This is a genomic window from uncultured Williamsia sp. (assembly GCF_947494875.1).
Lineage (GTDB): Bacteria > Actinomycetota > Actinomycetes > Mycobacteriales > Mycobacteriaceae > Williamsia_A.
Genome location: NZ_CANLWM010000002.1, coordinates 407,074 through 425,009 on the forward strand (window position 1 = coordinate 407,074; position 17,936 = coordinate 425,009).

At 68.6% G+C, this 17,936-nt stretch carries 26 protein-coding genes; 4 read left to right on the top strand and 22 right to left on the bottom strand.

From position 1 onward, the window contains the following. Positions 1–6: 6 nt before the first annotated feature. The 7 genes from rpsD to Q1A98_RS07360 form a co-directional block, all read right to left on the bottom strand. Positions 7–612, bottom strand: coding sequence for a 30S ribosomal protein S4 (gene rpsD / locus Q1A98_RS07330; RefSeq protein WP_299571464.1), 606 nt, complete (start codon positions 610–612; stop codon positions 7–9). Positions 613–635: 23 nt separating this feature from the next. Continuing rightward, on the bottom strand, positions 636–1,046 hold the full coding sequence (rpsK, locus tag Q1A98_RS07335; RefSeq protein ID WP_253647524.1) for a 30S ribosomal protein S11: 411 nt from the start codon (positions 1,044–1,046) through the stop codon (positions 636–638). 3 nt (positions 1,047–1,049) lie between these two features. Beyond that, a complete protein-coding gene (rpsM, locus tag Q1A98_RS07340; protein ID WP_299571466.1) occupies positions 1,050–1,418 on the bottom strand; it encodes a 30S ribosomal protein S13 in 369 nt (122 codons plus the stop codon). 182 nt (positions 1,419–1,600) lie between these two features. Further along, positions 1,601–1,714: a 50S ribosomal protein L36 gene (gene rpmJ / locus Q1A98_RS07345; protein ID WP_013127970.1), complete on the bottom strand. Its 114-nt coding sequence runs from the start codon at positions 1,712–1,714 to the stop codon at positions 1,601–1,603. A gap of 32 nt (positions 1,715–1,746) precedes the next feature. Next, positions 1,747–1,968, bottom strand: a complete 222-nt coding sequence (gene infA, locus Q1A98_RS07350) for a translation initiation factor IF-1 (protein WP_007616247.1) — start codon at positions 1,966–1,968, stop codon at positions 1,747–1,749. Between the two features lie 211 nt (positions 1,969–2,179). After that, entirely contained in the window at positions 2,180–3,010 is an 831-nt protein-coding gene (locus Q1A98_RS07355; RefSeq protein WP_299571468.1) for an LLM class F420-dependent oxidoreductase, read from the bottom strand. A 52-nt stretch (positions 3,011–3,062) separates the two neighbouring features. After that, the gene (locus Q1A98_RS07360) at positions 3,063–3,503 is read right to left on the bottom strand and encodes a hypothetical protein (protein ID WP_299571470.1); all 441 of its coding nucleotides are present in this window, start codon (positions 3,501–3,503) and stop codon (positions 3,063–3,065) included. A gap of 162 nt (positions 3,504–3,665) precedes the next feature. Between Q1A98_RS07360 and dtd the strand changes: the two genes are divergently transcribed. Then, positions 3,666–4,103 (top strand): D-aminoacyl-tRNA deacylase, encoded by a 438-nt coding sequence (gene dtd, locus Q1A98_RS07365; RefSeq protein ID WP_299571472.1) that lies wholly within the window; start codon positions 3,666–3,668, stop codon positions 4,101–4,103. 10 nt (positions 4,104–4,113) lie between these two features. Continuing rightward, entirely contained in the window at positions 4,114–4,638 is a 525-nt protein-coding gene (locus Q1A98_RS07370; RefSeq protein WP_299571474.1) for a dihydrofolate reductase family protein, read from the top strand. A gap of 4 nt (positions 4,639–4,642) precedes the next feature. Here the strand turns inward: Q1A98_RS07370 and Q1A98_RS07375 are convergent, their stop codons facing one another. The 15 genes from Q1A98_RS07375 to Q1A98_RS07445 all read right to left on the bottom strand — a co-directional run bounded on the left by Q1A98_RS07375 (position 4,643) and on the right by Q1A98_RS07445 (position 15,586). Then, the gene (locus Q1A98_RS07375; protein WP_299571476.1) at positions 4,643–5,725 is read right to left on the bottom strand and encodes an ATP-binding cassette domain-containing protein; all 1,083 of its coding nucleotides are present in this window, start codon (positions 5,723–5,725) and stop codon (positions 4,643–4,645) included. Between the two features lie 3 nt (positions 5,726–5,728). Beyond that, positions 5,729–7,042 carry an ABC transporter substrate-binding protein gene (locus tag Q1A98_RS07380; protein ID WP_299571479.1) on the bottom strand — a complete coding sequence of 438 codons (1,314 nt, stop codon included), beginning with the start codon at positions 7,040–7,042 and terminating at the stop codon, positions 5,729–5,731. 49 nt (positions 7,043–7,091) lie between these two features. Next, positions 7,092–7,877: a carbohydrate ABC transporter permease gene (locus tag Q1A98_RS07385; protein ID WP_299571863.1), complete on the bottom strand. Its 786-nt coding sequence runs from the start codon at positions 7,875–7,877 to the stop codon at positions 7,092–7,094. Between the two features lie 38 nt (positions 7,878–7,915). Continuing rightward, positions 7,916–8,848 (bottom strand): carbohydrate ABC transporter permease, encoded by a 933-nt coding sequence (locus tag Q1A98_RS07390; RefSeq protein ID WP_299571481.1) that lies wholly within the window; start codon positions 8,846–8,848, stop codon positions 7,916–7,918. A gap of 78 nt (positions 8,849–8,926) precedes the next feature. Next, positions 8,927–9,721, bottom strand: a complete 795-nt coding sequence (map, locus tag Q1A98_RS07395; RefSeq protein ID WP_299571483.1) for a type I methionyl aminopeptidase — start codon at positions 9,719–9,721, stop codon at positions 8,927–8,929. Between the two features lie 4 nt (positions 9,722–9,725). After that, complete coding sequence (locus Q1A98_RS07400; RefSeq protein WP_299571486.1) at positions 9,726–10,271, bottom strand: adenylate kinase; 546 nt, start codon at positions 10,269–10,271, stop codon at positions 9,726–9,728. Further along, the gene (secY, locus tag Q1A98_RS07405; RefSeq protein ID WP_299571488.1) at positions 10,268–11,593 is read right to left on the bottom strand and encodes a preprotein translocase subunit SecY; all 1,326 of its coding nucleotides are present in this window, start codon (positions 11,591–11,593) and stop codon (positions 10,268–10,270) included. The genes Q1A98_RS07400 and secY overlap by 4 nt, the downstream gene beginning before the upstream one ends. Positions 11,594–11,735: 142 nt before the next feature. After that, positions 11,736–12,176: a 50S ribosomal protein L15 gene (gene rplO, locus Q1A98_RS07410; RefSeq protein WP_299571490.1), complete on the bottom strand. Its 441-nt coding sequence runs from the start codon at positions 12,174–12,176 to the stop codon at positions 11,736–11,738. Continuing rightward, the gene (gene rpmD / locus Q1A98_RS07415; RefSeq protein WP_299571492.1) at positions 12,173–12,361 is read right to left on the bottom strand and encodes a 50S ribosomal protein L30; all 189 of its coding nucleotides are present in this window, start codon (positions 12,359–12,361) and stop codon (positions 12,173–12,175) included. Before rpmD ends, rplO begins: the two co-directional genes overlap by 4 nt. A gap of 1 nt (position 12,362) precedes the next feature. Continuing rightward, the gene (gene rpsE, locus Q1A98_RS07420) at positions 12,363–13,025 is read right to left on the bottom strand and encodes a 30S ribosomal protein S5 (protein WP_299571495.1); all 663 of its coding nucleotides are present in this window, start codon (positions 13,023–13,025) and stop codon (positions 12,363–12,365) included. Between the two features lie 49 nt (positions 13,026–13,074). Beyond that, entirely contained in the window at positions 13,075–13,476 is a 402-nt protein-coding gene (gene rplR, locus Q1A98_RS07425; RefSeq protein ID WP_299571497.1) for a 50S ribosomal protein L18, read from the bottom strand. Between the two features lies 1 nt (position 13,477). Next, entirely contained in the window at positions 13,478–14,014 is a 537-nt protein-coding gene (gene rplF / locus Q1A98_RS07430; protein ID WP_299571500.1) for a 50S ribosomal protein L6, read from the bottom strand. A 13-nt stretch (positions 14,015–14,027) separates the two neighbouring features. Next, positions 14,028–14,426 (bottom strand): 30S ribosomal protein S8, encoded by a 399-nt coding sequence (gene rpsH, locus Q1A98_RS07435; protein WP_299571504.1) that lies wholly within the window; start codon positions 14,424–14,426, stop codon positions 14,028–14,030. Positions 14,427–14,770: 344 nt separating this feature from the next. Then, positions 14,771–14,902 carry a hypothetical protein gene (locus Q1A98_RS07440; protein ID WP_299571506.1) on the bottom strand — a complete coding sequence of 44 codons (132 nt, stop codon included), beginning with the start codon at positions 14,900–14,902 and terminating at the stop codon, positions 14,771–14,773. Between the two features lie 9 nt (positions 14,903–14,911). Next, the gene (locus Q1A98_RS07445; protein ID WP_299571508.1) at positions 14,912–15,586 is read right to left on the bottom strand and encodes an EthD domain-containing protein; all 675 of its coding nucleotides are present in this window, start codon (positions 15,584–15,586) and stop codon (positions 14,912–14,914) included. A 103-nt stretch (positions 15,587–15,689) separates the two neighbouring features. Here Q1A98_RS07445 and Q1A98_RS07450 point away from each other — a divergent pair, with 103 nt between their 5' ends. After that, positions 15,690–16,865 carry a lipase family protein gene (locus Q1A98_RS07450; RefSeq protein WP_299571865.1) on the top strand — a complete coding sequence of 392 codons (1,176 nt, stop codon included), beginning with the start codon at positions 15,690–15,692 and terminating at the stop codon, positions 16,863–16,865. Between the two features lie 44 nt (positions 16,866–16,909). Next, entirely contained in the window at positions 16,910–17,935 is a 1,026-nt protein-coding gene (locus Q1A98_RS07455) for a DUF559 domain-containing protein (protein WP_299571511.1), read from the top strand. Position 17,936: the final 1 nt, after the last annotated feature.

Genomic DNA, 17,936 nt, shown 5'->3' on the forward strand with positions numbered 1-17,936 from the left:
CGCGTGTTACTTCGAGTAGAACTCGACGATCAGCTGCTCGGTGAGCGGCACGTCGATCTGGCCGCGGTCGGGCACCTGGTGCACGAGGATCCGCAGCGTCGACGGGACCACCTGGAGCCAGCCCGGGATCGGCCGCTCGCCCTGGATCTCCTTGGCGATCTGGAACGGCACGGTCTGCAGCGACTTCGGACGGACGTCGATGATGTCGTACTGCGAGACGCGGTAGCTGGGCACGTCGACCTTCACACCGTTGACGGTGAAGTGGCCGTGGCTGACCATCTGCCGTGACTGACGACGCGTGCGGGCCAGACCGGCGCGGTACACGACGTTGTCGAGACGGGTCTCGAGGATGCGGAGCAGCTCGTCGCCGGTCTTGCCGTTACGACGGTTCGCCTCCTCGTAGTAGCGACGGAACTGCTTCTCCATGACGCCGTAGGTGAAGCGGGCCTTCTGCTTCTCCTGCAGCTGCATGAGGTACTCGCTCTCCTTGATCCGCGCGCGACCGTGCTGGCCGGGCGGGTAGGGGCGACGTTCGAATGCCTGGTCTCCACCGACGAGGTCGACGCGAAGGCGACGAGACTTCTTGGTGGCGGGTCCGGTGTAACGAGCCATGAGTGGGTTCCTTCCCTTCCCGACTAGACCCGGCGCCGCTTGGGCGGGCGGCAGCCGTTGTGGGGGGCGGGGGTGACGTCGGAGATGGTGCCCACCTCGAGGCCGGCGGCCTGCAGCGAGCGGATCGCGGTCTCACGGCCCGAACCCGGGCCCTTGACGAACACGTCGACCTTCTTGACACCGTTCTCCTGCGCCTTGCGGGCAGCGTTCTCGGCGGCGAGCTGCGCGGCGAACGGGGTGCTCTTGCGCGAACCCTTGAAGCCGACGTGGCCCGAGGACGCCCAGGAGATCACGTTGCCCGCGGGGTCGGTGATCGAGACGATCGTGTTGTTGAACGTGGACTTGATGTGCGCGTGGCCGTGCGGGACGTTCTTCTTCTCGCGACGACGCGAGGTGCCCTTCTTGGGCCCGGCAGCGCGTGACTTCGGAGGCATGCGTTACTTCTTCTTCCCGGCGATGGTCTTCTTGGGGCCCTTACGGGTGCGGGCGTTGGTCTTGGTGCGCTGACCGCGCACGGGCAGACCACGACGGTGCCGCAGACCCTGGTAGCAGCCGATCTCGATCTTGCGACGGATGTCGCCCTGGACCTCGCGACGCAGGTCACCCTCGACCTGGACGGACGACTCGATGTACTCGCGGAGCTTCGCGACGTCGGAGTCGGTGAGATCCTTCGCACGCAGGTCGGGGCTGAGCCCGGTACCCGCGAGGATCTCCTTCGAGGTGGTGCGACCCACTCCGTAGATGTAGGTCAGTGCGATCTCCAGGCGCTTCTCGCGCGGGAGATCCACACCGGCAACACGTGCCATGTGGTGGTTCCTTTTCGGTTCCGAAGGTCTGCTCCCGGTCCGTCCCCCGTGTGGGGCTCCGGCCTTCGTCCGGAGGTGGCCGGGGACGCGTGTGTCCCCGGTGGCGCTGGGAGTCTCATCTGTTCTGTGTTCAGTTGTGTGTCACTCAAGCGACCGCGGGGCCCCGAGGAGCCCGGTGCTGATCAGCCCTGACGCTGCTTGTGTCGCAGGTTGTCGCAGATCACCATGACCCGACCGTTGCGGCGGATCACCTTGCACTTCTCGCAGATCGGCTTGACGCTCGGGTTGACCTTCACGTCGGTGCCTCTCGGGATGGGGTGTGTGGCGCTTACTTGTAGCGGTAGACGATGCGGCCGCGGGCGAGGTCGTAGGGCGAGAGCTCCACGACGACGCGATCCTCGGGGAGGATGCGGATGTAGTGCTGACGCATCTTGCCGCTGATGTGAGCGAGCACCTTGTGCCCGTTCTCCAGCTCGATGCGGAACATCGCGTTGGGCAGAGGCTCGACCACGCGACCCTCCACCTCGATGGCGCCGTCCTTCTTTGCCATGTCCTCCACAATCCGGTCCGGACCCGAGCGGTGCCGTGCGGCATCGCCCGCGAAGCGGACTCGTCGTCTACCGTGTCGGTACGTGTAATCCCGGGTCGTCACCGACCGCGAACGGCAGGCGACACCGGTGGACACGCACCAGCGCTCCACTGTACGCGTCTGCGCAGGTATGGGCCAAATCGCCGCAGGTGTGTGCCGAGCTGCCGACGGCCTACCCGGCGGGCAGCTGCTCCAGGACGTCGGTCACGTCCTTCACGCCCAGCACCTGGATCGCGACGTGGTCGGCGCCGGCCGCGAGGTGCCTGTCGACGATGTCGCGGATCTGCTCGCCCGTGCCGTGCGCGACGAGCGTGTCGATCAGTGCGTCGCTGCCGCCGTCGGCGATGTCCTCGTCGGTCCATCCGAGGCGCTTGAGGTTCGCGACGTAGTTCCGCAGGTGCAGGTAGGGGGTGTCCACCGGCGGGCGGCCGATCGAGCGGGCGGTCTCCGGGTCGCTCTCGAGGACGATCTTGTGCTCGGGCGCCAGGAACGCGTCGGGCCCGAGGATGTCGCGGGCGTATTGCGTGTGCTCCGGCGGTGTCAGATACGGGTGGGCCCCGAGCGCGCGGTCGGCGGACAGGCGCAGCATCTTCGGTCCGAGCGCGGCGAGCACCCGACGGTCCACGGGCAGACCACCTTGGTCGAGCTTGTCGAGGTACTCCACCATCGAGTCGTACGGCGAGGCGTACTCCTGCGTCGCCTCACGGTGTCCGACTCCGACGCCCAGGTAGAAGCGGCCGGGGAAGTCCTTGTCGAGGTCGGCGAACTCGCGTGCGATCGCGAGCGGGTCGGTGTTCCAGATGTTGGTGATGCCGGTGGCCACGCGGACCGACTCGGTCGCCTCGAGGATCTTCCGCGCCGGCGCGAGGTCCTCCGGCGACCCGCCGAGCCAGATGGTCCCGTAGCCGAGCTGCTCGACCCTTGCCGCCTGGTGCGGGGTCAGCCCGCCGTGCCAGATCCAGATGCCGTGGGTTCCGAAGGCGTGCTTCGTCGCGGTGCTCATGGCAACGACAACGGCGACGGTGCGCAGTTGCTTCCGTGACGGGCGGTCGGGATCAGGCGGTGTGCATGTGCGCCACGAGGGTGGCGGGGTGCGCGGCGAACGCCCGCGACAGCCGGACGGCCATACCGACCGAGATCGCGCGGGTCTCGCTGTCGCGCGAACCGTCGGCGAGGACGACGAGGAGGTCGTCGACGGACCCCATCACCGCGACCCATTCCGCCAGCACGGCCGCCGGCGACTCCCCGGGCTCGGCGTCGAGGACGACGAGGTCGACGAGCGGGTGGCCGGTGTGCCACAGGCGTCGCAGTTCCTGGTGATCGGCGCCGCGCGGGCAGACGTGGACAGCACGGACCATCCGGCCGAAGCACCGTGCCCGCACCACCGCCTCGTGGCAGGGCGCGGTGACGTCGTCGACGGGCAGGATCACGACGCCCCGCGCCGACAGCGCGATGTCGGAGGTGCAGGTCGGCCGGAGGCGATGTGCGGTGGTCACCGGACCACCGTCGCCCGCTCCCCCGCGCGCGACGACGATCTGTACGCGATCTCGACACCCCGCCGCGCGATCTTGACGCCGCGCTGACACGGCCGCACACCCTGCGATGGGTTTCTGCCCATCGAGTGGGCGTCGACCGTCGCGCTGGCTAGCGTTCGCGTCATGAGGGCAGTGGTGACACGGGTGACAGCGGCGCACGTGGAGGTCGACGGTGAGACGGTCGGACGACTCGACCTCGACGACGGCGTACAGGGGCTGCTCGTCCTGATCGGGGCGACGCACGACGACACCGCCGACACCGCGCGGCGGATGGCCGACAAGATCTGGACGCTCCGCATCCTCGACGACGAGACGTCGGCCGCCGACAAGCAGGCTCCACTGCTCGTCGTCAGCCAGTTCACGCTGTACGGCGACGTCCGGAAGGGGCGTCGTCCGTCGTGGAACGCGGCCGCCCCCGGCGATGTCGCGGAGCCGCTCGTCGATCGATTCGTGACCGCTTTGTCCGACCTCGGGGCTACGGTCACCACCGGCCGGTTCGGCGCGCACATGCGCGTCCACAGCGTCAACGACGGGCCAGTGACCATCCTCGTCGAGATGTGAGGGGCCGATCGTGCCGACCGTCTACTACACCGCGTCCAGTCTCGACGGCTTCGTCGTCGACACCGACGACAGCCTCGACTGGCTGATGCGCAACGACGTCGACGGCACCGGGTTCGGCGGCTACGACGGGTTCATCGCGGATGTCGGCGCGATCGTCATGGGCGCCGCCACACATCGCTGGCTGATGGAGCACGAGCCCGACGTGTGGCCGTACGAGCAGCCGACCTGGGTCGTCACGAACCACCCCGACACCGTCACCGCGGACGGGGTGCGCACCTATGCCGGTGACGTCACCGAGTTGCACCCGCGCCTCGTCGACGCCGCGCAGGGTCGCGACGTGTGGGTGGTCGGTGGTGGCGACCTGGCCGCACAGTTCGTCTCCGCGGGTCTCGTCGACGAGATGTGGATCCACTACGCGCCGTGTTCCCTCGGCGCCGGACGACCGGTCCTCCCGACCGCCTCGCGGTGGCGACTGCTCGAGACCGGCCGCAACCGCGACTTCGTCGGCGCCCGTTGGGCCCGCGCCGACGACTGACGGCTCAGCGGGTGCGGTCGCCCGTGGCCGCGTCGAACCAGTAGGTGGTGTCGACGTCGGGCACGCGCAGCCCGATCGTGTCGCCGACCGCGACGGTGCGGCGATGGTCGATCCGGACCACGACCTTCCCGCCGCGCAACCCGATCGTCTCGTCGAGCGGGGTGCAGTGCACGAACTGTTCGGCGCCGAGTTCCTCGACCAGGTCGATGCGGCAGTCGAGGGTGTCGCTCGACGCCGCCGTCAGTTCCCACGACTCCGGACGTACCCCGACGGTCACGGTCGACGCCGACACCGCCGACGGGGCACGCAGCGCCAGACCACCGAGTCGAATCGTGCCGCCGACGACCGCGACGTCGTCGACGAGGTTCATCGCCGGTGATCCCATGAAGCCGGCGACGAACGCGTTGTCGGGGTCGAGGTAGAGCGTGCGCGGGGCCGCGACCTGTTGCAGGACTCCGTCGCGGAGCACCGCGACGCGGTCCCCCATCGTCATCGCCTCCACCTGGTCGTGGGTGACGTAGACCGTCGTCGTCCCCAGACGCCGCTGAAGCGAGGCGATCTGCGCTCGGGTGCTCACCCGGAGTTTCGCGTCCAGGTTGCTCAGAGGCTCGTCCATGCAGAACACCTTCGGGCGCCGGACGATCGCCCGTCCCATCGCGACGCGCTGTCGCTGACCACCCGACAGCGCCGACGGCTTGCGGCCCAGGACGTCGGTGAGCTCGAGCATCGACGCGGCCTCGTCGACGGCGGTGGCCGTGTGCGCCTTGCTCATCCCCGCGTTGCGCAGCGCGAAACCCATGTTCTCCGCGACGGTCATGTTCGGGTACAGCGCGTAGTTCTGGAACACCATCGCGACATCACGGGCCTTGGGCGCGCGCCCGCTCACGTCGGCGCCGTCGATGAGGACGCGACCGTCCTGGATGGGCTCGAGACCGGCGAGCATGCGCAGGCTGGTGGACTTGCCACAGCCCGACGGACCGACGAGGACGAGGAACTCTCCGTCGGCGATGGACAGTGACAGGTGGTCGACCGCGGGCCGTCCGGACCCGAAGTCGCGGGTGACGGAGTCGAATTCGACGGACGCCACGGCTTACTTCGGCAGCTTCGGCGTGATCTGCCGGTCGATGATCTGCTGGATCTGCGACTGCACCGACGACATCGTCGAGTTCACGTCGGCATTGCGCAGACCGATCTGCTCGAACCCGGTGCCGATGATCTTGTCGCCGCCGGGCACGAACACCCGCGCGTAGTCCTGCGAGGTGGTCTTCGGCAACTGGTTCACGGCGGTCGCGAAGTTCGGGTTCTTGGCGAGGAACTGCTCCGTCGACGCCGAGGTGAGCGCCGACTTCCGCACCGGCATGTAGCCGACCTTCTGGGAGAACAGCGTGGTGTTGTCGGTGTTCGTGATGAAGTCGATGAACTTCAGTGCGTTGACCTTGCGCTCGTCGCTGATCTTCGCCGGGATCGCCAGACCTGTTCCGCCGGTGACGCATCCGGGTCCGTTCGGTGCCGGCAGGAAAGCAGTGCCGACGGGGAACTTCGCGTTCTTCGCGATGCCCGACAGGTCACCGGTCGACGCGATGGTCGACGCGATGATCCCGGCGCCGAAGTCGTTGGCGATGTCGTTGGAGATCGCGGCGTACCGCTTGTCGTGGATGGAGCTGCGGAGATAGTTCGCGGCGGCGATCGAGCCCGGCTCGGTGAACGTCAGGTCGAAGCCGTCGGAGTAGCGGCCGCCGAACGTGCGCATGGGCCCCTGGAACGTCCAGCCGAGGTAGTCGGTGGCGTTGCCCCAGCCGTGGGCGAGTTTGCCCGACCCGACGACGTTCTGCAGTCGCGGGCCCCATTCGTCGAACTCCTGCCAGCTGGTCGGTCCGCGATCGGGCAGTCCGGCCTCCTGCCACACGGCCTTGTTGTAGTAGAACAGCGGCGTCGACCGGGCGTACGGCAGCGCCCAGTGCTTGTTGTTCCAGGCGTAATCGGCGTACAGCGAGTCGACGTAGTCGGACGTGTTCACCGACGCCTTGCCGAACAGGTCGTCGAGGGGTGCGATCGCACCGATCAGCGCGAAGTTGAACCACCACACATCGGAGAGCATCACGACGTCGGGGACGGCGCCGCCGGAGAGCGCGGCGTTGAACTTCTGCGCCACCTCCTCGTAGTTCTTGCCGCCGTCGACCAGCTGGACCTTCAGCGACGGGTTCGCCTGCTGGAAGCGGGTGATGAGTTCGTTCTCTACGTCGGTCGACTTGCCGGGATGGCTCGACCACCAGGTGATCGTGTTCGAATCGCCTCCGCCGGAACCACTCCCGGAGTTGCCGGAGCCCACACACGCGGTGAGGACGCCCGCGGCTGCGGCGGTGACGCCCGCGGCGAGGAAGCCGCGACGGCTCAGTTCGACCATGGTGATGACTCTTTCTCTGTGGACGGAGCGAGGTGACGTGCCGGTGTGGTCATCCCTTGACCGCGCCGGAGGTGAGACCGCGGATCATCTGGCGCTGCAACGCCAGGAACACGGCGAGGACGGGGAGCATCGCGAGAACCGTCGCGGCCATCACCGGCCCCCAGTTGGTGAGGCCGTCGCTGTTCTGGAGCTTGGTCAGGCCGACGGGGAGGGTCGCGACCGAGGAGTCGTCGGCCATGAGGAACGGCCAGAGGTACTCGTTCCACTCGTTGACGATGGTGATGACCGCGAACGCGACCATCGTCGGACCCGACAGCGGCAGGATGATCCGCCACAGCAATCGCAGGTGCCCGGCGCCGTCCATCCGCGCAGCCTCGATGATCTCGGCCGGGATCGACAGGAAGTGGTTGCGCATCAGGAACGTCCCGAACGCGACGCCGGCGAGCGGGACGATGATGCCCAGCAACGTGTTCCGATAGCCGAGCTGCGCGACGAGCGAGTAGTTCACGATGACGGTGATCTGGTTGGGCACCATCAGGGCGGCGATCACGACGACGAAGATCACCCGCTTGAACGGGAAGTGCAGGAACACCAGCCCGTAGGCCGACGCGATGCCGAGGACGAACTTGATGACCGCCAGTGCGGCGGTGACGATCACCGAGTTGCTGAGGAACCGCCAGAACGGGACCGACGTGGTGGCGTCGGAGTAGTTGGACGCGGCGAACACCCGTGGCCACCAGATCGCCGGTTGCACGTAGATGTCGCCGCGTTCCTTGAACGAGGTGAGCACCACCCACGCCAGGGGCACGGCGATGGCGAGGACGACGAGCACCATGGCCGCGTAGCCGGCGACCTGCGCTGTGCGCGTTCGGGTCACGACACCCGACCCCGGTCCATGATCCGCACCTGCGCGACCGTGATCACCAGCAGGACGACGAACATCACCGTCGCGACGGTCGCGCCGTATCCGGCCCGGAAGTTGACGAACGACTCCTCATAGACCTGGTAGACCATCGTCGTCGTGCCGGTGCCCAGCGGACCGCCACGGGTCATCACGTTGATGATGTCGAAGACCTGCAGCGAGTTGAGCATCACCGTGATCGACAGGAAGTACGTCGTGGGCCGTAGTTGCGGCAGCAGCACCCGACGGAAGTACGTCCACGACGACGCGCCGTCGATCGCCGCGGCCTCGGAGAGGTCCTCGCGCCGGCCCTGCAGGGCGGCGAGGTAGATGACGAAGGCGTAGCCGACGTTCTTCCACAGGTAGGTCACCGTGATCATGAACAGCGCCCAGTGCGGGTCCTGGTAGAAGTCCGGCGGCGACCCCAGACCGACGCGGTGCATCAGGTCGCGGACGAGACCGAAGTTCGGGTCGAAGACGAACTGGAACGCGATGCCGATGGCGGCGCCGGAGATGACGAACGGCGCGAACACCACAGACCGCACCAGGTTCCGGCCGCGCAACGTCCGGTCGAGCAGGAGCGCGAGAGCCAGTCCGATGACCATCGACCCGAGAACCGCTGCGACGGTGAAGATCACCGTGTTCGCGACGATCGTGCGGGTGTCGTCGCGGGTGAACCACTCGATGTAGTTGGCGAGTCCGAGGAACCTGATGGTGTCCGACGAGATGTTCCAGTCGTAGAACGACAGTCGGATGTTCTCGATCAGCGGCCGGTAGGTGAAGACGCCGAGCAGCACGAGGTTCGGGCCGACGATGACGAGGAACAGCGCCCAGTCACGCCATGGGCGGTTCCACAGCGACCCGCCTCCGGACCGCGGCAGGGTCCGTTCGGTGTCTGCGGGCACCTCGGCAGCGTCGACGCAGAGATGGAACGGATGGTGACAACGGATGCGCCGTCAGGTGAACACTGACCGACGCGAGGGTCAGGACGGACGAACGGTGAGGATCCGAGGGCCGTCCTCGGTGACCGCGACGGTGTGCTCCCAGTGCGCCGCGCGGGAGCCGTCGTCGGTGGTGATGGTCCAGTCGTCGGCCTCGACGGAGGTCTCGGTGGTGCCGAGGGTGAGCATCGGCTCGATGGCGAGTGTGCTGCCGACGACGAGCCGCGGTCCGCGGCCGGGCTTCCCCTCGTTCGGCAGGAACGGCTCCATGTGCATCTGACGGCCGATCCCGTGACCGCCGTAGCCGGACACGATGCCGAACGACCGCCCGTACCGCTGCTCCGCGGCCCGCGTCTCCGCCTCGATCGCGTGGGACACGTCGGTCAGGCGGTTGTCGGGATGCATCAAGGCGATGCCGGCCTCCATGGACTCCCGGGTGGCCTCGGACAGATCGGCGTCGGCGTCGGACAGGTCACCCACCCCGAACGTCCACGCGGAGTCACCGTGCCAGCCGTCGAGGATCGCACCGCAGTCGATCGAGACGAGGTCACCCTCGGCCAGCACGACGTCGGCCGACGGGATCCCGTGCACGACGACGTCGTTCACCGAGCTGCAGATCGACCCCGGGAACCCGTGGTAGCCCTTGAACGACGGCACGGCACCCGCGTCGCGGATCACCGACTCGGCGACCTCGTCGAGTTCCAGGGTGCTGACGCCCGCCCGGGCGGCCTCCCGCACCGCGACGAGTGCCGCACCGACCACCGCACCCGCCGCCGCCATGGCGTCGAGCTCACCGGCGGAACGGAACGGCACGGTCTTCGTGCGGCGCAGACCCATCGGATCAGACGTTCAGGGCGCGCAGGACCCGCTGGTGCACCTCGCCGACGTCTCCGACGGCGTCGATGACGGTGACCTGGTCGCCGTAGTAGTCGAGCAGCGGCGAGGTCTCCTTGACGTAGACCTGCATCCGGTTGCGGATGACGTCCTCGGTGTCGTCGGCGCGACCGCGGGCGAGCATGCGCTCGACGACGACGTCCTCGTCGACGACGAAGGACAGCACCGCGTCGAGCGAGGTGCCCAGCTCGGACAGGATCTCGGTGAGCGCGTCGGCCTGCTCGGTCGAGCGAGGGAAGCCGTCGAGGATGAAGCCGTTGGTGGCGTCGGGCTCCTGCACGCGGGCCTTCACCATGTCGATGGTGATCTGGGACGGCACGAGGTCGCCGGCGTCGAGGTACTTCTTCGCCTCGAGGCCGATCGACGTGCCCTCGGTGATGTTGGCGCGGAACAGGTCGCCGGTGGAGACGTGGGGGATGCCGAGGCTCTCGGACAGCATCTCCGCCTGTGTGCCCTTGCCGGCGCCGGGCGGACCGAGGATCACGAGTCTCACTTCAGGAACCCTTCGTATTTGCGCTGCATGAGCTGGCTGTTGATCTGCTTCACGGTGTCCAGGCCGACGCCCACCATGATCAGCACCGCGGTGCCACCGAACGGCAGGTTCTGCACGCCGCCGGAGTTGCCGATCTCGAGGAACAGGTTGGGCAGGACCGCGATCACGCCGAGGTAGATCGAGCCGGGCAGGGTGATGCGGCTCAGGACGTAGCCGAGGTGATCGGCCGTGGGCTGTCCGGGACGGATGCCCGGGATGAAGCCGCCGTACTTCTTCATCTCGTCGGCGCGCTCGGCCGGGTTGAAGGTCACCGCCACGTAGAAGTACGTGAAGAAGATGATCATCAGGAAGTACACGGCGATGTAGACACCGTTGCTGGGGTCCACCAGGTACTGCTGGATGTAGCGCTGCCACGTCGGCTGGTCACCGGAGCTGCTCTGCGTGAGCTGCACGATCAGGTTCGGCAGGTACAGCAGCGACGACGCGAAGATGACCGGGATGACGCCGGCCTGGTTGACCTTCAGCGGCAGGTAGGTCGACGAGCCGCCGTACATCTTCCGGCCCACCATGCGTTTGGCGTACTGCACCGGTATACGGCGTTGCCCCTGCTCGATGAAGACCACGCCCGCGACGATGATGACCGCCGCGACGACGACGAGGGCGAAGACGAGTCCGCCGCGGGTGTCGAGGATCTGCTTGCCCTCGGCGGGGATGCGGGCGGCGATGCCGGCGAAGATCAGCAGCGACATGCCGTTGCCGATGCCGCGCTCGGTGATCAGCTCGCCGAACCACATGACGACGCAGGCGCCGGCGGTCATGACGAGCACGATGATGACGAGTCCGAAGATGGACTGGTCGCGCAGGATCTCGCTGCCGCGCGAGCAGTCGCGCAGCAGGTCACCGCGGTCGGCGAGGGCGACGATGCCGGTCGACTGCAGCAGTGCCAGCGCCACCGTGAGGTAGCGGGTGTACTGCGTCATCTTCGCCTGGCCGGACTGGCCCTCCTTGCGGAGCTGTTCGAAGCGCGGGATGACCACGGTCAGGAGCTGCACGATGATGCTCGCCGTGATGTACGGCATGATGCCGATCGCGAACACCGACAGCTGCAGGAGCGCGCCGCCGGAGAACAGGTTGATCAGCGAGTAGATGCCGGCGGAGTTACCGCTCGACACCTCGCTGATGCACCCTCGGACGACCTTGTAGTCGACGCCCGGCGACGGGATCGTCGCGCCCAGTCGGTAGAGGACGAGAATCCCGATGACGAAGAGGATCTTCCGCCTCAGGTCCTGTGTCCGGATGGCCGAGACAACGGACGATCGCACTAATTCCTCCTGCCCAACGAACACGACCCCTGCGGCGTCGAGTCACCGGTCCGGGATGGTTCTGAACTCTAACAGCGGGTGCCGCGGGGCCTCGCCGAGCGCTGTCCGCGCCCGACGAGGACCCCGACGGACCCCTGCGGGGTCACACCAGTGTGGTGCTGCCGCCCGCGGCGGTGATCTTCTCCGTGGCCGAGCCCGAGAACTTGTTGGCCGAGACCTGCACGGCGACCGACAGGTCACCGTCGCCGAGGACCTTCACCAGCTCGTTCTTGCGCACCGCACCCTTGGCGACAAGGTCGTCGACGCCGATGGTGCCGCCCTCGGGGAACAGGCGAGCGATGTCGCCGACGTTCACCACCTGGTACTCGGTGCGGAACTTGTTGTTGAAGCCCTTGAGCTTGGGCAGCCGCATGTGGATGGGCATCTGCCCGCCCTCGAAGGCGGCCGGGACGTTCTTGCGCGCCTTGGTGCCCTTGGTGCCGCGACCCGCGGTCTTGCCCTTGGAGCCCTCACCGCGGCCGACGCGCGTCTTGTCGGTCTTCGACCCGGGTGCGGGCCGGAGGTGGTGCAGCTTGATGGTCATGACTTCTCAACCTCTTCGACGGTGACGAGGTGACGGACCACGTTGATGAGACCGCGGTTCGCCGGGGTGTCCTCGCGCACGACGCTCTGACGGATCTTGCGCAGCCCGAGGGTGCGCAGGCTGTCGCGCTGGTTGCTCTTGGTTCCGATCGTGCCCTTGATCTGGGTGATCTTCAGGTCGGCCATGTCACACTCCCTGACCGGCTCGGGCCCGCAGCATGCCTGCCGGGGCGACGTCCTCGATCGGCAGACCGCGGCGGGCCGCGACCTCCTCGGGACGCTGCAGCATCTTCAGCGCCGCCACGGTCGCGTGGACGACGTTGATGGCGTTGTCGGAGCCGAGGCTCTTGGCGAGGACGTCGTGGACGCCCGCGCACTCGAGCACGGCGCGCACCGCGCCACCGGCGATCACACCGGTACCGGGCGATGCCGGGCGCAGCATGACGACACCGGCCGCGGCCTCACCCTGGACGGGGTGGGTCACGGTGCTGCCGATCAGCGGCACACGGAAGAAGTTCTTCCGGGCCTCCTCGACGCCCTTCTGGATGGCGGCGGGGACCTCTTTGGCCTTGCCGTAGCCGACGCCGACCATGCCCTGGCCGTCACCGACGACGACGAGCGCCGTGAAGGAGAACCGCCGGCCGCCCTTGACGACCTTCGAGACACGGTTGATGGCGACGACGCGCTCGAGCTGGTTGCGGTCGTTGTCACGTCCGCCGCGGTTGTCGCGACGGTCGTTGCCGCCGCGCCCGCCGCCACGGCGGTCGTTACCGCCGGCAGCGCCCGCGGGGGCGTTGGGGTCGTTGGTGGCGGGTCCGGTTCCGCCGTCACGCCGTTGACGTCCCGGCATCAGATGGTCCTTCCATGGGTACGTGCGGTGGTGGTCGTGTGGGTGCTCATCAGAACGCGAGCCCTCCCTCGCGGGCGGCGTCGGCCAGAGCCGCGATACGCCCGTGGTAGTCGCGACCACCGCGGTCGAAGACCACGGCGTCGACGCCGGCGGCCTTCGCGCGGGCGGCGATCAGCTCGCCGACCTTCTTGCTCTGCGCCGACTTGTCGCCACCTGCCGAACGGACCTCGGCCTCGATGGTCGAGGCGGCCGCCAGGGTCTTGCCGGCCAGGTCGTCGACGAGCTGCACGTGGATGTGCCGCGATGACCGCTTCACGACCAGGCGGGGCCGCTGGGGCGTGCCGCTGATCTTCTTGCGGAGCCGGAAGTGGCGACGCGCCACGGACCGCCGACGGCGGGTCGAGACGTCCTTGCCCACCGGGGTGTGCTGCTTGGTTGTCGTGTCACTCATGTCACTTACCCGTCTTTCCGACCTTGCGCCGGATCTGCTCGCCCTCGTAGCGGATGCCCTTGCCCTTGTAGGGGTCCGGGCGCCGGAGGCGGCGGATGTTGGCGGCGATCTGGCCGACCTGCTGCTTGTCGATGCCCGAGACCGAGAACTTCGTCGGCGACTCGACGGCGAAGGTGATGCCCTCGGGGGCGGTGATGGGAACCGGGTGGCTGTAGCCGAGCGCGAACTCGAGGTCGCGGCCCTTCAGCTGCACGCGGTAGCCGACGCCGAAGATCTCCATCTTCGTCGTGTAGCCCTGCGTCACACCGACGACCAGGTTGTTGATGAGCGAGCGACTCAGACCGTGCAGGGCACGGCTGCGACGCTCGTCGTCGGGGCGGGTGACGACGATGGAGCCGTCCTCGGTCGCCACGTCGATCGGCTCCGAGACGGTCAGCGCGAGCTCACCCTTCGGGCCCTTGACGAGGACGTCGCGGCCCTCGATCTTCACGTCCACTCCGGCCGGGATGGTGACCGGGTTCTTTCCGATACGCGACATGTCTATGTGCCCCTTACCAGACGTAGGCGAGGACTTCGCCGCCCACGCCCTGGTTGGCTGCCTGGCGGTCGGTCAGCAGGCCGGAGGACGTGGAGATGATCGCCACGCCCAGGCCGCCGAGCACCTTCGGCAGGTTGGTGGACTTCGCGTACACCCGCAGGCCGGGCTTGGAGACGCGCCGCAGACCGGCGATGCTCCGCTCACGGCTGGGGCCGTACTTCAGGGTGACGACGAGGTTCTTGCCGACCTCGGCGTCCTCGGTGCGGTACTCGGTGATGTAGCCCTCGCGCTTGAGGATCTCGGCGATGTTCACCTTGATCTTCGACGACGGCAGGGTCACCTCGTCGTGGAACGCCGAGTTGGCGTTGCGCAGACGTGTCAAGAAGTCTGCGATCGGATCAGTCATGGTCATGAGTGACCGTCAACCTTTCTCGCAGTGGTTCCCATACAGCACGCTCGCGCCGGTTCCGCCAGTGTCTGTGACACCAGCGGCCTGTCCCGTGACGTGGTGGGCCTTCCACGAAGTCGGATTCGTGTTCCGCACCGACAGGCGTGCAGGTGCGGGGCCGTACTCCAGCGGTGCTCGCGCAGCCGCCGGCATCTGCGGCCGTCAGGCCGAGAAGAAGAGCGTCCCCCGGATCCGGAGACCCCGACGAGCGCACGGCACGACGAGCCCCGGTTCGGGCAACCGCTCAAGTGTAGAGAAAGCCGCGCGTGCGACCAAATCAGTCGTGGTCAGGGGCGCGCGGGGCCGCCTCAGGCGCCGAGCGGGTGGACGAGGAGGCCGAACACGAGGGCGATCGGTTGCAGCACCGCGGTCGTCACCAGGTCCCTCGGGTGGTGAGCCATGAAGTCCACCAGGACCCCGAACAGCGCGTCGGTCGTCATGGCATGAAGTTATCCCGTTGCACCGGTCCCGACCGTGTGGACCCGCCGCACGGTCGGCACGACGTCGATGTCGCGATGGGCGCCGATCGACACGACGCTGTCGAGCATCGCCGCCATCCGTCGGCTCAACTCCTCGTCGTTGCCGGCGCTGCCGTAGAAGGCATGGGGATCGTGGGCTGCGGCAACCGGGAAGAGTTCCTCGACGATGCCGTCGACGTGCTCGACGTCGTCGGTGACCGCCCGCACCGCGATGTTCTGCACGTAGCCGAAGGTGCCCTGGGTGGCGATGGCCACCGGCGTGTGGCTGCCGATCCACCGCGCGAGCCACTCGTCGTGGGTCAGGTCCGGGGGCCGCCGCAGGAACGCGACGTTCGCCATCGCGTCCGCCGGCTCACCGTCGGGCGTGGTCGGCGGACGAATCGGTGTGCGGCGCTGCACCTCCCAGCCCACCACACGCCGGGCGACCTCGTGCAGCGCCGCCTCGACGGGAGCGGGGTCGTCGGCGTCGACGGTGACCACCGCGTCGATCGGCTCCGGCATGGCCTGCAGCGCCAGAGCACCGGCGAAGCGTGGATCGCCGGCGACGTTGGTCTGCACGGTGCGGGCGCCCGTGCGTCGATGCAGTGCGGGGTCGAGAACAGCCTGCGGGTCGTCGCACCACACCGCGAACACGAAGTCGGACATGGGGCTGATCATGCTCTCCGACGTCGCCCGAGCTGGTTCACTTCACCGCATGAGCCGATTCGGGATCGCGCGCGTGCTCGTCGCGGTGCTCAGCAGTGTCGTCATGGCCGCCCTCGCCGGGCCCGGCCCCGCCGGGGCCGCACCTGCTGCGGCAGCGCCGATCCCGTCGGCCGACCCGTTCTACACATGGTCGGGGCCGCTCGCCGGTGTCGTGCCCGGCACGGTGCTGCGCACCCGGCCCGTCGCCTTCGCGCAGGCGGGCGTGAGCGCGCCGATCTCGTCGACGCAGCTGCTGTATCGGACGACCGCTGACGACGGCTCCCCGTCGACGACGGTCACCACCGTCCTGCGGCCGCCGACGCCGGGTCCCACCCGGATCCTGAGCTATCACACCGCCTATGACGCGCTGGGCTCGCAGTGCGACCCGTCGTACACCCTCCGCGGCTATGCCCCGACCCGCGTCGCGACGGCGGAGCAGGCGGTCATCGCGGGCTGGCTCGCGGCCGGATACACCGTCGTCGTGCCCGACTACGAGGGTCGTGACCTGCGGTGGACCGTCGGACGCGAATCCGGGTACGCCGCGCTCGACGGGATCCGGGCTGCGGAACGATACCTGCGCCGGTCCCCGGCGACGCCCGTCGGGCTCCTCGGCTACTCGGGCGGGTCGGTGCCGACGCAGTGGGGTGCCGAACTCGCACCGCGGTACGCGCCGGAGCTCCGGATCGTGGGCTCCGCGGCCGGCGGGCTGCCGGTCGCTCCCGCGAACAATCTGTCCTACGTCAGCGGCAACCCGAGCTGGGCCGGGGTGATCCCGGCCCTCGCCGTCGCCTATCAGCGCGCCTACGGCCTCGATCTCGCGTCGTTCCTCTCGCCACGCGGGCTCGCGGCCACCGGGGCGGTGAGCGACCAGTGCATCGGTGTGTTCGCCGGCGAGTTCGGGGCGCTCACCGACGCCGAGATGGTCCGTCCGCCCTACCGGTCCCTGCTCGACGTGCCCGCGGTCCGCGCGGCCGTCGCGCGGAACACGATGGGGACCGCGGGGACACCCCGTGCGCCGATGCTCCTCGCCGTCGGGCAGAGCAATGCGCACGGCGACACCGTCATGCTCACCGCCGACGTCGCCGGACTGGCGCACACCTACTGCGGTCGCGGCGCACGCGTCGTCTACGAGCGCTACGCCGGCGCCGACCACACCGCCGCGTTCCCGCGCTTCGAGGCCTCCGCCGTCCGCTACCTCTCCGACCGGTTCGCCGGGCTGCCGGCGCCGTCCACCTGCTGACCCGTCGCGCCGCCTGCGAGCCGGGTGGATGGGACAGTGGTCGCGTGACCGCCGCTCCGACCGTTCCCGGATCGGTCACCCGGGTCGTGGGCGTCCGTGCGCTGCTGGGCGAGGATCCTCTGCCTGAGGAGCAGTTGCTCCTCGGGATCGACCTCACGAGCACGTCGTCCGCGCGATCGGTCGTCACCGAAGTCGACGCGGCATTGGAGGCGGTCGCGCGGGGGCTGTTCCCGTCCTGGTTGCCCGGGGCCGACGCCCTCGACGGCGCGGCGGGACTGGACCGGTCCGCGGCGCAGAAGCTGGCCGATCGACTCGCCACGGAGGCCCCGGACTACGCGCCCTACGTGCGTGCACTGGCCGTCGCCGCGCTGCACCGCCAGCAGCTCGGCGGCGACATCGCCCCCGAGCTCCGGCTCCGTGGGGCCCTCCGTGTCATCGCGCGCTCGTACTCACGCGCGTCGGTCGTCGTGGTGCTGCGCCCATGTGCCCTCTCCCCAGCGGGAGTGCTCTCCGATGCCGCCGAGTGGATCGCCGTCCACGGGGGTGCGGCCGTGTGGATTGATGTCACCGACGTCGACGGTCTCGGCCGCTTCCCGCTCGTGGACCTGACGCACTCGGCCACAGCAACGGAGGGCCCCGTCGCGTCCACCGTGCCCGTGGAGCGGGTCACCATCCCGCCACTGGCGGGCATGCCCGCTCCAAACAGTCCCGCCGAGCAGTTGCTGGAGCGACACCTGTCCTCGCTCACCTGGGCGTCGGGACGCCGGTGGAACACCCTCGTCGAGACCGGTTCACTGCTCGACGCGCCGATGCGTGTCGACCTCTTCTGGGCCGACGCGATGGTCGTCGTCGAGATCGACGGCCCCGATCACCGGACGCCCGGGAAGTACGCGGCCGATCGGGTTCGCGACAACCGGTTGCAGCGTATCGGAATGCTCGTGCTCCGCTACACGAACGAGCAGGTGGCCGACGGCGTTGCCGCGGTCGTGTCCGAGTTGCACCAGGTGCTCTTCGCGCGTGGCACGCCCGTACAGTTCCCACCGGGGCCGATCCCGGCACCGAGAGGATGAT

Bases quoted from the DNA above. Each gene is read 5' to 3' on its own strand.
- rpsD (WP_299571464.1), bottom strand. From the start codon at position 612: ATGGCTCGTTACACCGGACCCGCCACCAAGAAGTCTCGTCGCCTTCGC.
- rpsK (WP_253647524.1), bottom strand. From the start codon at position 1,046: ATGCCTCCGAAGTCACGCGCTGCCGGGCCCAAGAAGGGCACCTCGCGT.
- rpsM (WP_299571466.1), bottom strand. From the start codon at position 1,418: ATGGCACGTGTTGCCGGTGTGGATCTCCCGCGCGAGAAGCGCCTGGAG.
- infA (WP_007616247.1), bottom strand. From the start codon at position 1,968: ATGGCAAAGAAGGACGGCGCCATCGAGGTGGAGGGTCGCGTGGTCGAG.
- Q1A98_RS07355 (WP_299571468.1), bottom strand. From the start codon at position 3,010: ATGAGCACCGCGACGAAGCACGCCTTCGGAACCCACGGCATCTGGATC.
- dtd (WP_299571472.1), top strand. From the start codon at position 3,666: ATGAGGGCAGTGGTGACACGGGTGACAGCGGCGCACGTGGAGGTCGAC.
- Q1A98_RS07380 (WP_299571479.1), bottom strand. From the start codon at position 7,042: ATGGTCGAACTGAGCCGTCGCGGCTTCCTCGCCGCGGGCGTCACCGCC.
- Q1A98_RS07385 (WP_299571863.1), bottom strand. From the start codon at position 7,877: ATGGTGCTCGTCGTCCTCGCCATCGCCGTGCCCCTGGCGTGGGTGGTG.
- map (WP_299571483.1), bottom strand. From the start codon at position 9,721: ATGGGTCTGCGCCGCACGAAGACCGTGCCGTTCCGTTCCGCCGGTGAG.
- rplO (WP_299571490.1), bottom strand. From the start codon at position 12,176: ATGACCATCAAGCTGCACCACCTCCGGCCCGCACCCGGGTCGAAGACC.
- rpmD (WP_299571492.1), bottom strand. From the start codon at position 12,361: ATGGCCGACCTGAAGATCACCCAGATCAAGGGCACGATCGGAACCAAG.
- rpsE (WP_299571495.1), bottom strand. From the start codon at position 13,025: ATGCCGGGACGTCAACGGCGTGACGGCGGAACCGGACCCGCCACCAAC.
- rplR (WP_299571497.1), bottom strand. From the start codon at position 13,476: ATGAGTGACACGACAACCAAGCAGCACACCCCGGTGGGCAAGGACGTC.
- rplF (WP_299571500.1), bottom strand. From the start codon at position 14,014: ATGTCGCGTATCGGAAAGAACCCGGTCACCATCCCGGCCGGAGTGGAC.
- rpsH (WP_299571504.1), bottom strand. From the start codon at position 14,426: ATGACCATGACTGATCCGATCGCAGACTTCTTGACACGTCTGCGCAAC.
- Q1A98_RS07440 (WP_299571506.1), bottom strand. From the start codon at position 14,902: ATGACGACCGACGCGCTGTTCGGGGTCCTGGTGGACTTCATGGCTCAC.
- Q1A98_RS07445 (WP_299571508.1), bottom strand. From the start codon at position 15,586: ATGTCCGACTTCGTGTTCGCGGTGTGGTGCGACGACCCGCAGGCTGTT.
- Q1A98_RS07450 (WP_299571865.1), top strand. From the start codon at position 15,690: ATGGCCGCCCTCGCCGGGCCCGGCCCCGCCGGGGCCGCACCTGCTGCG.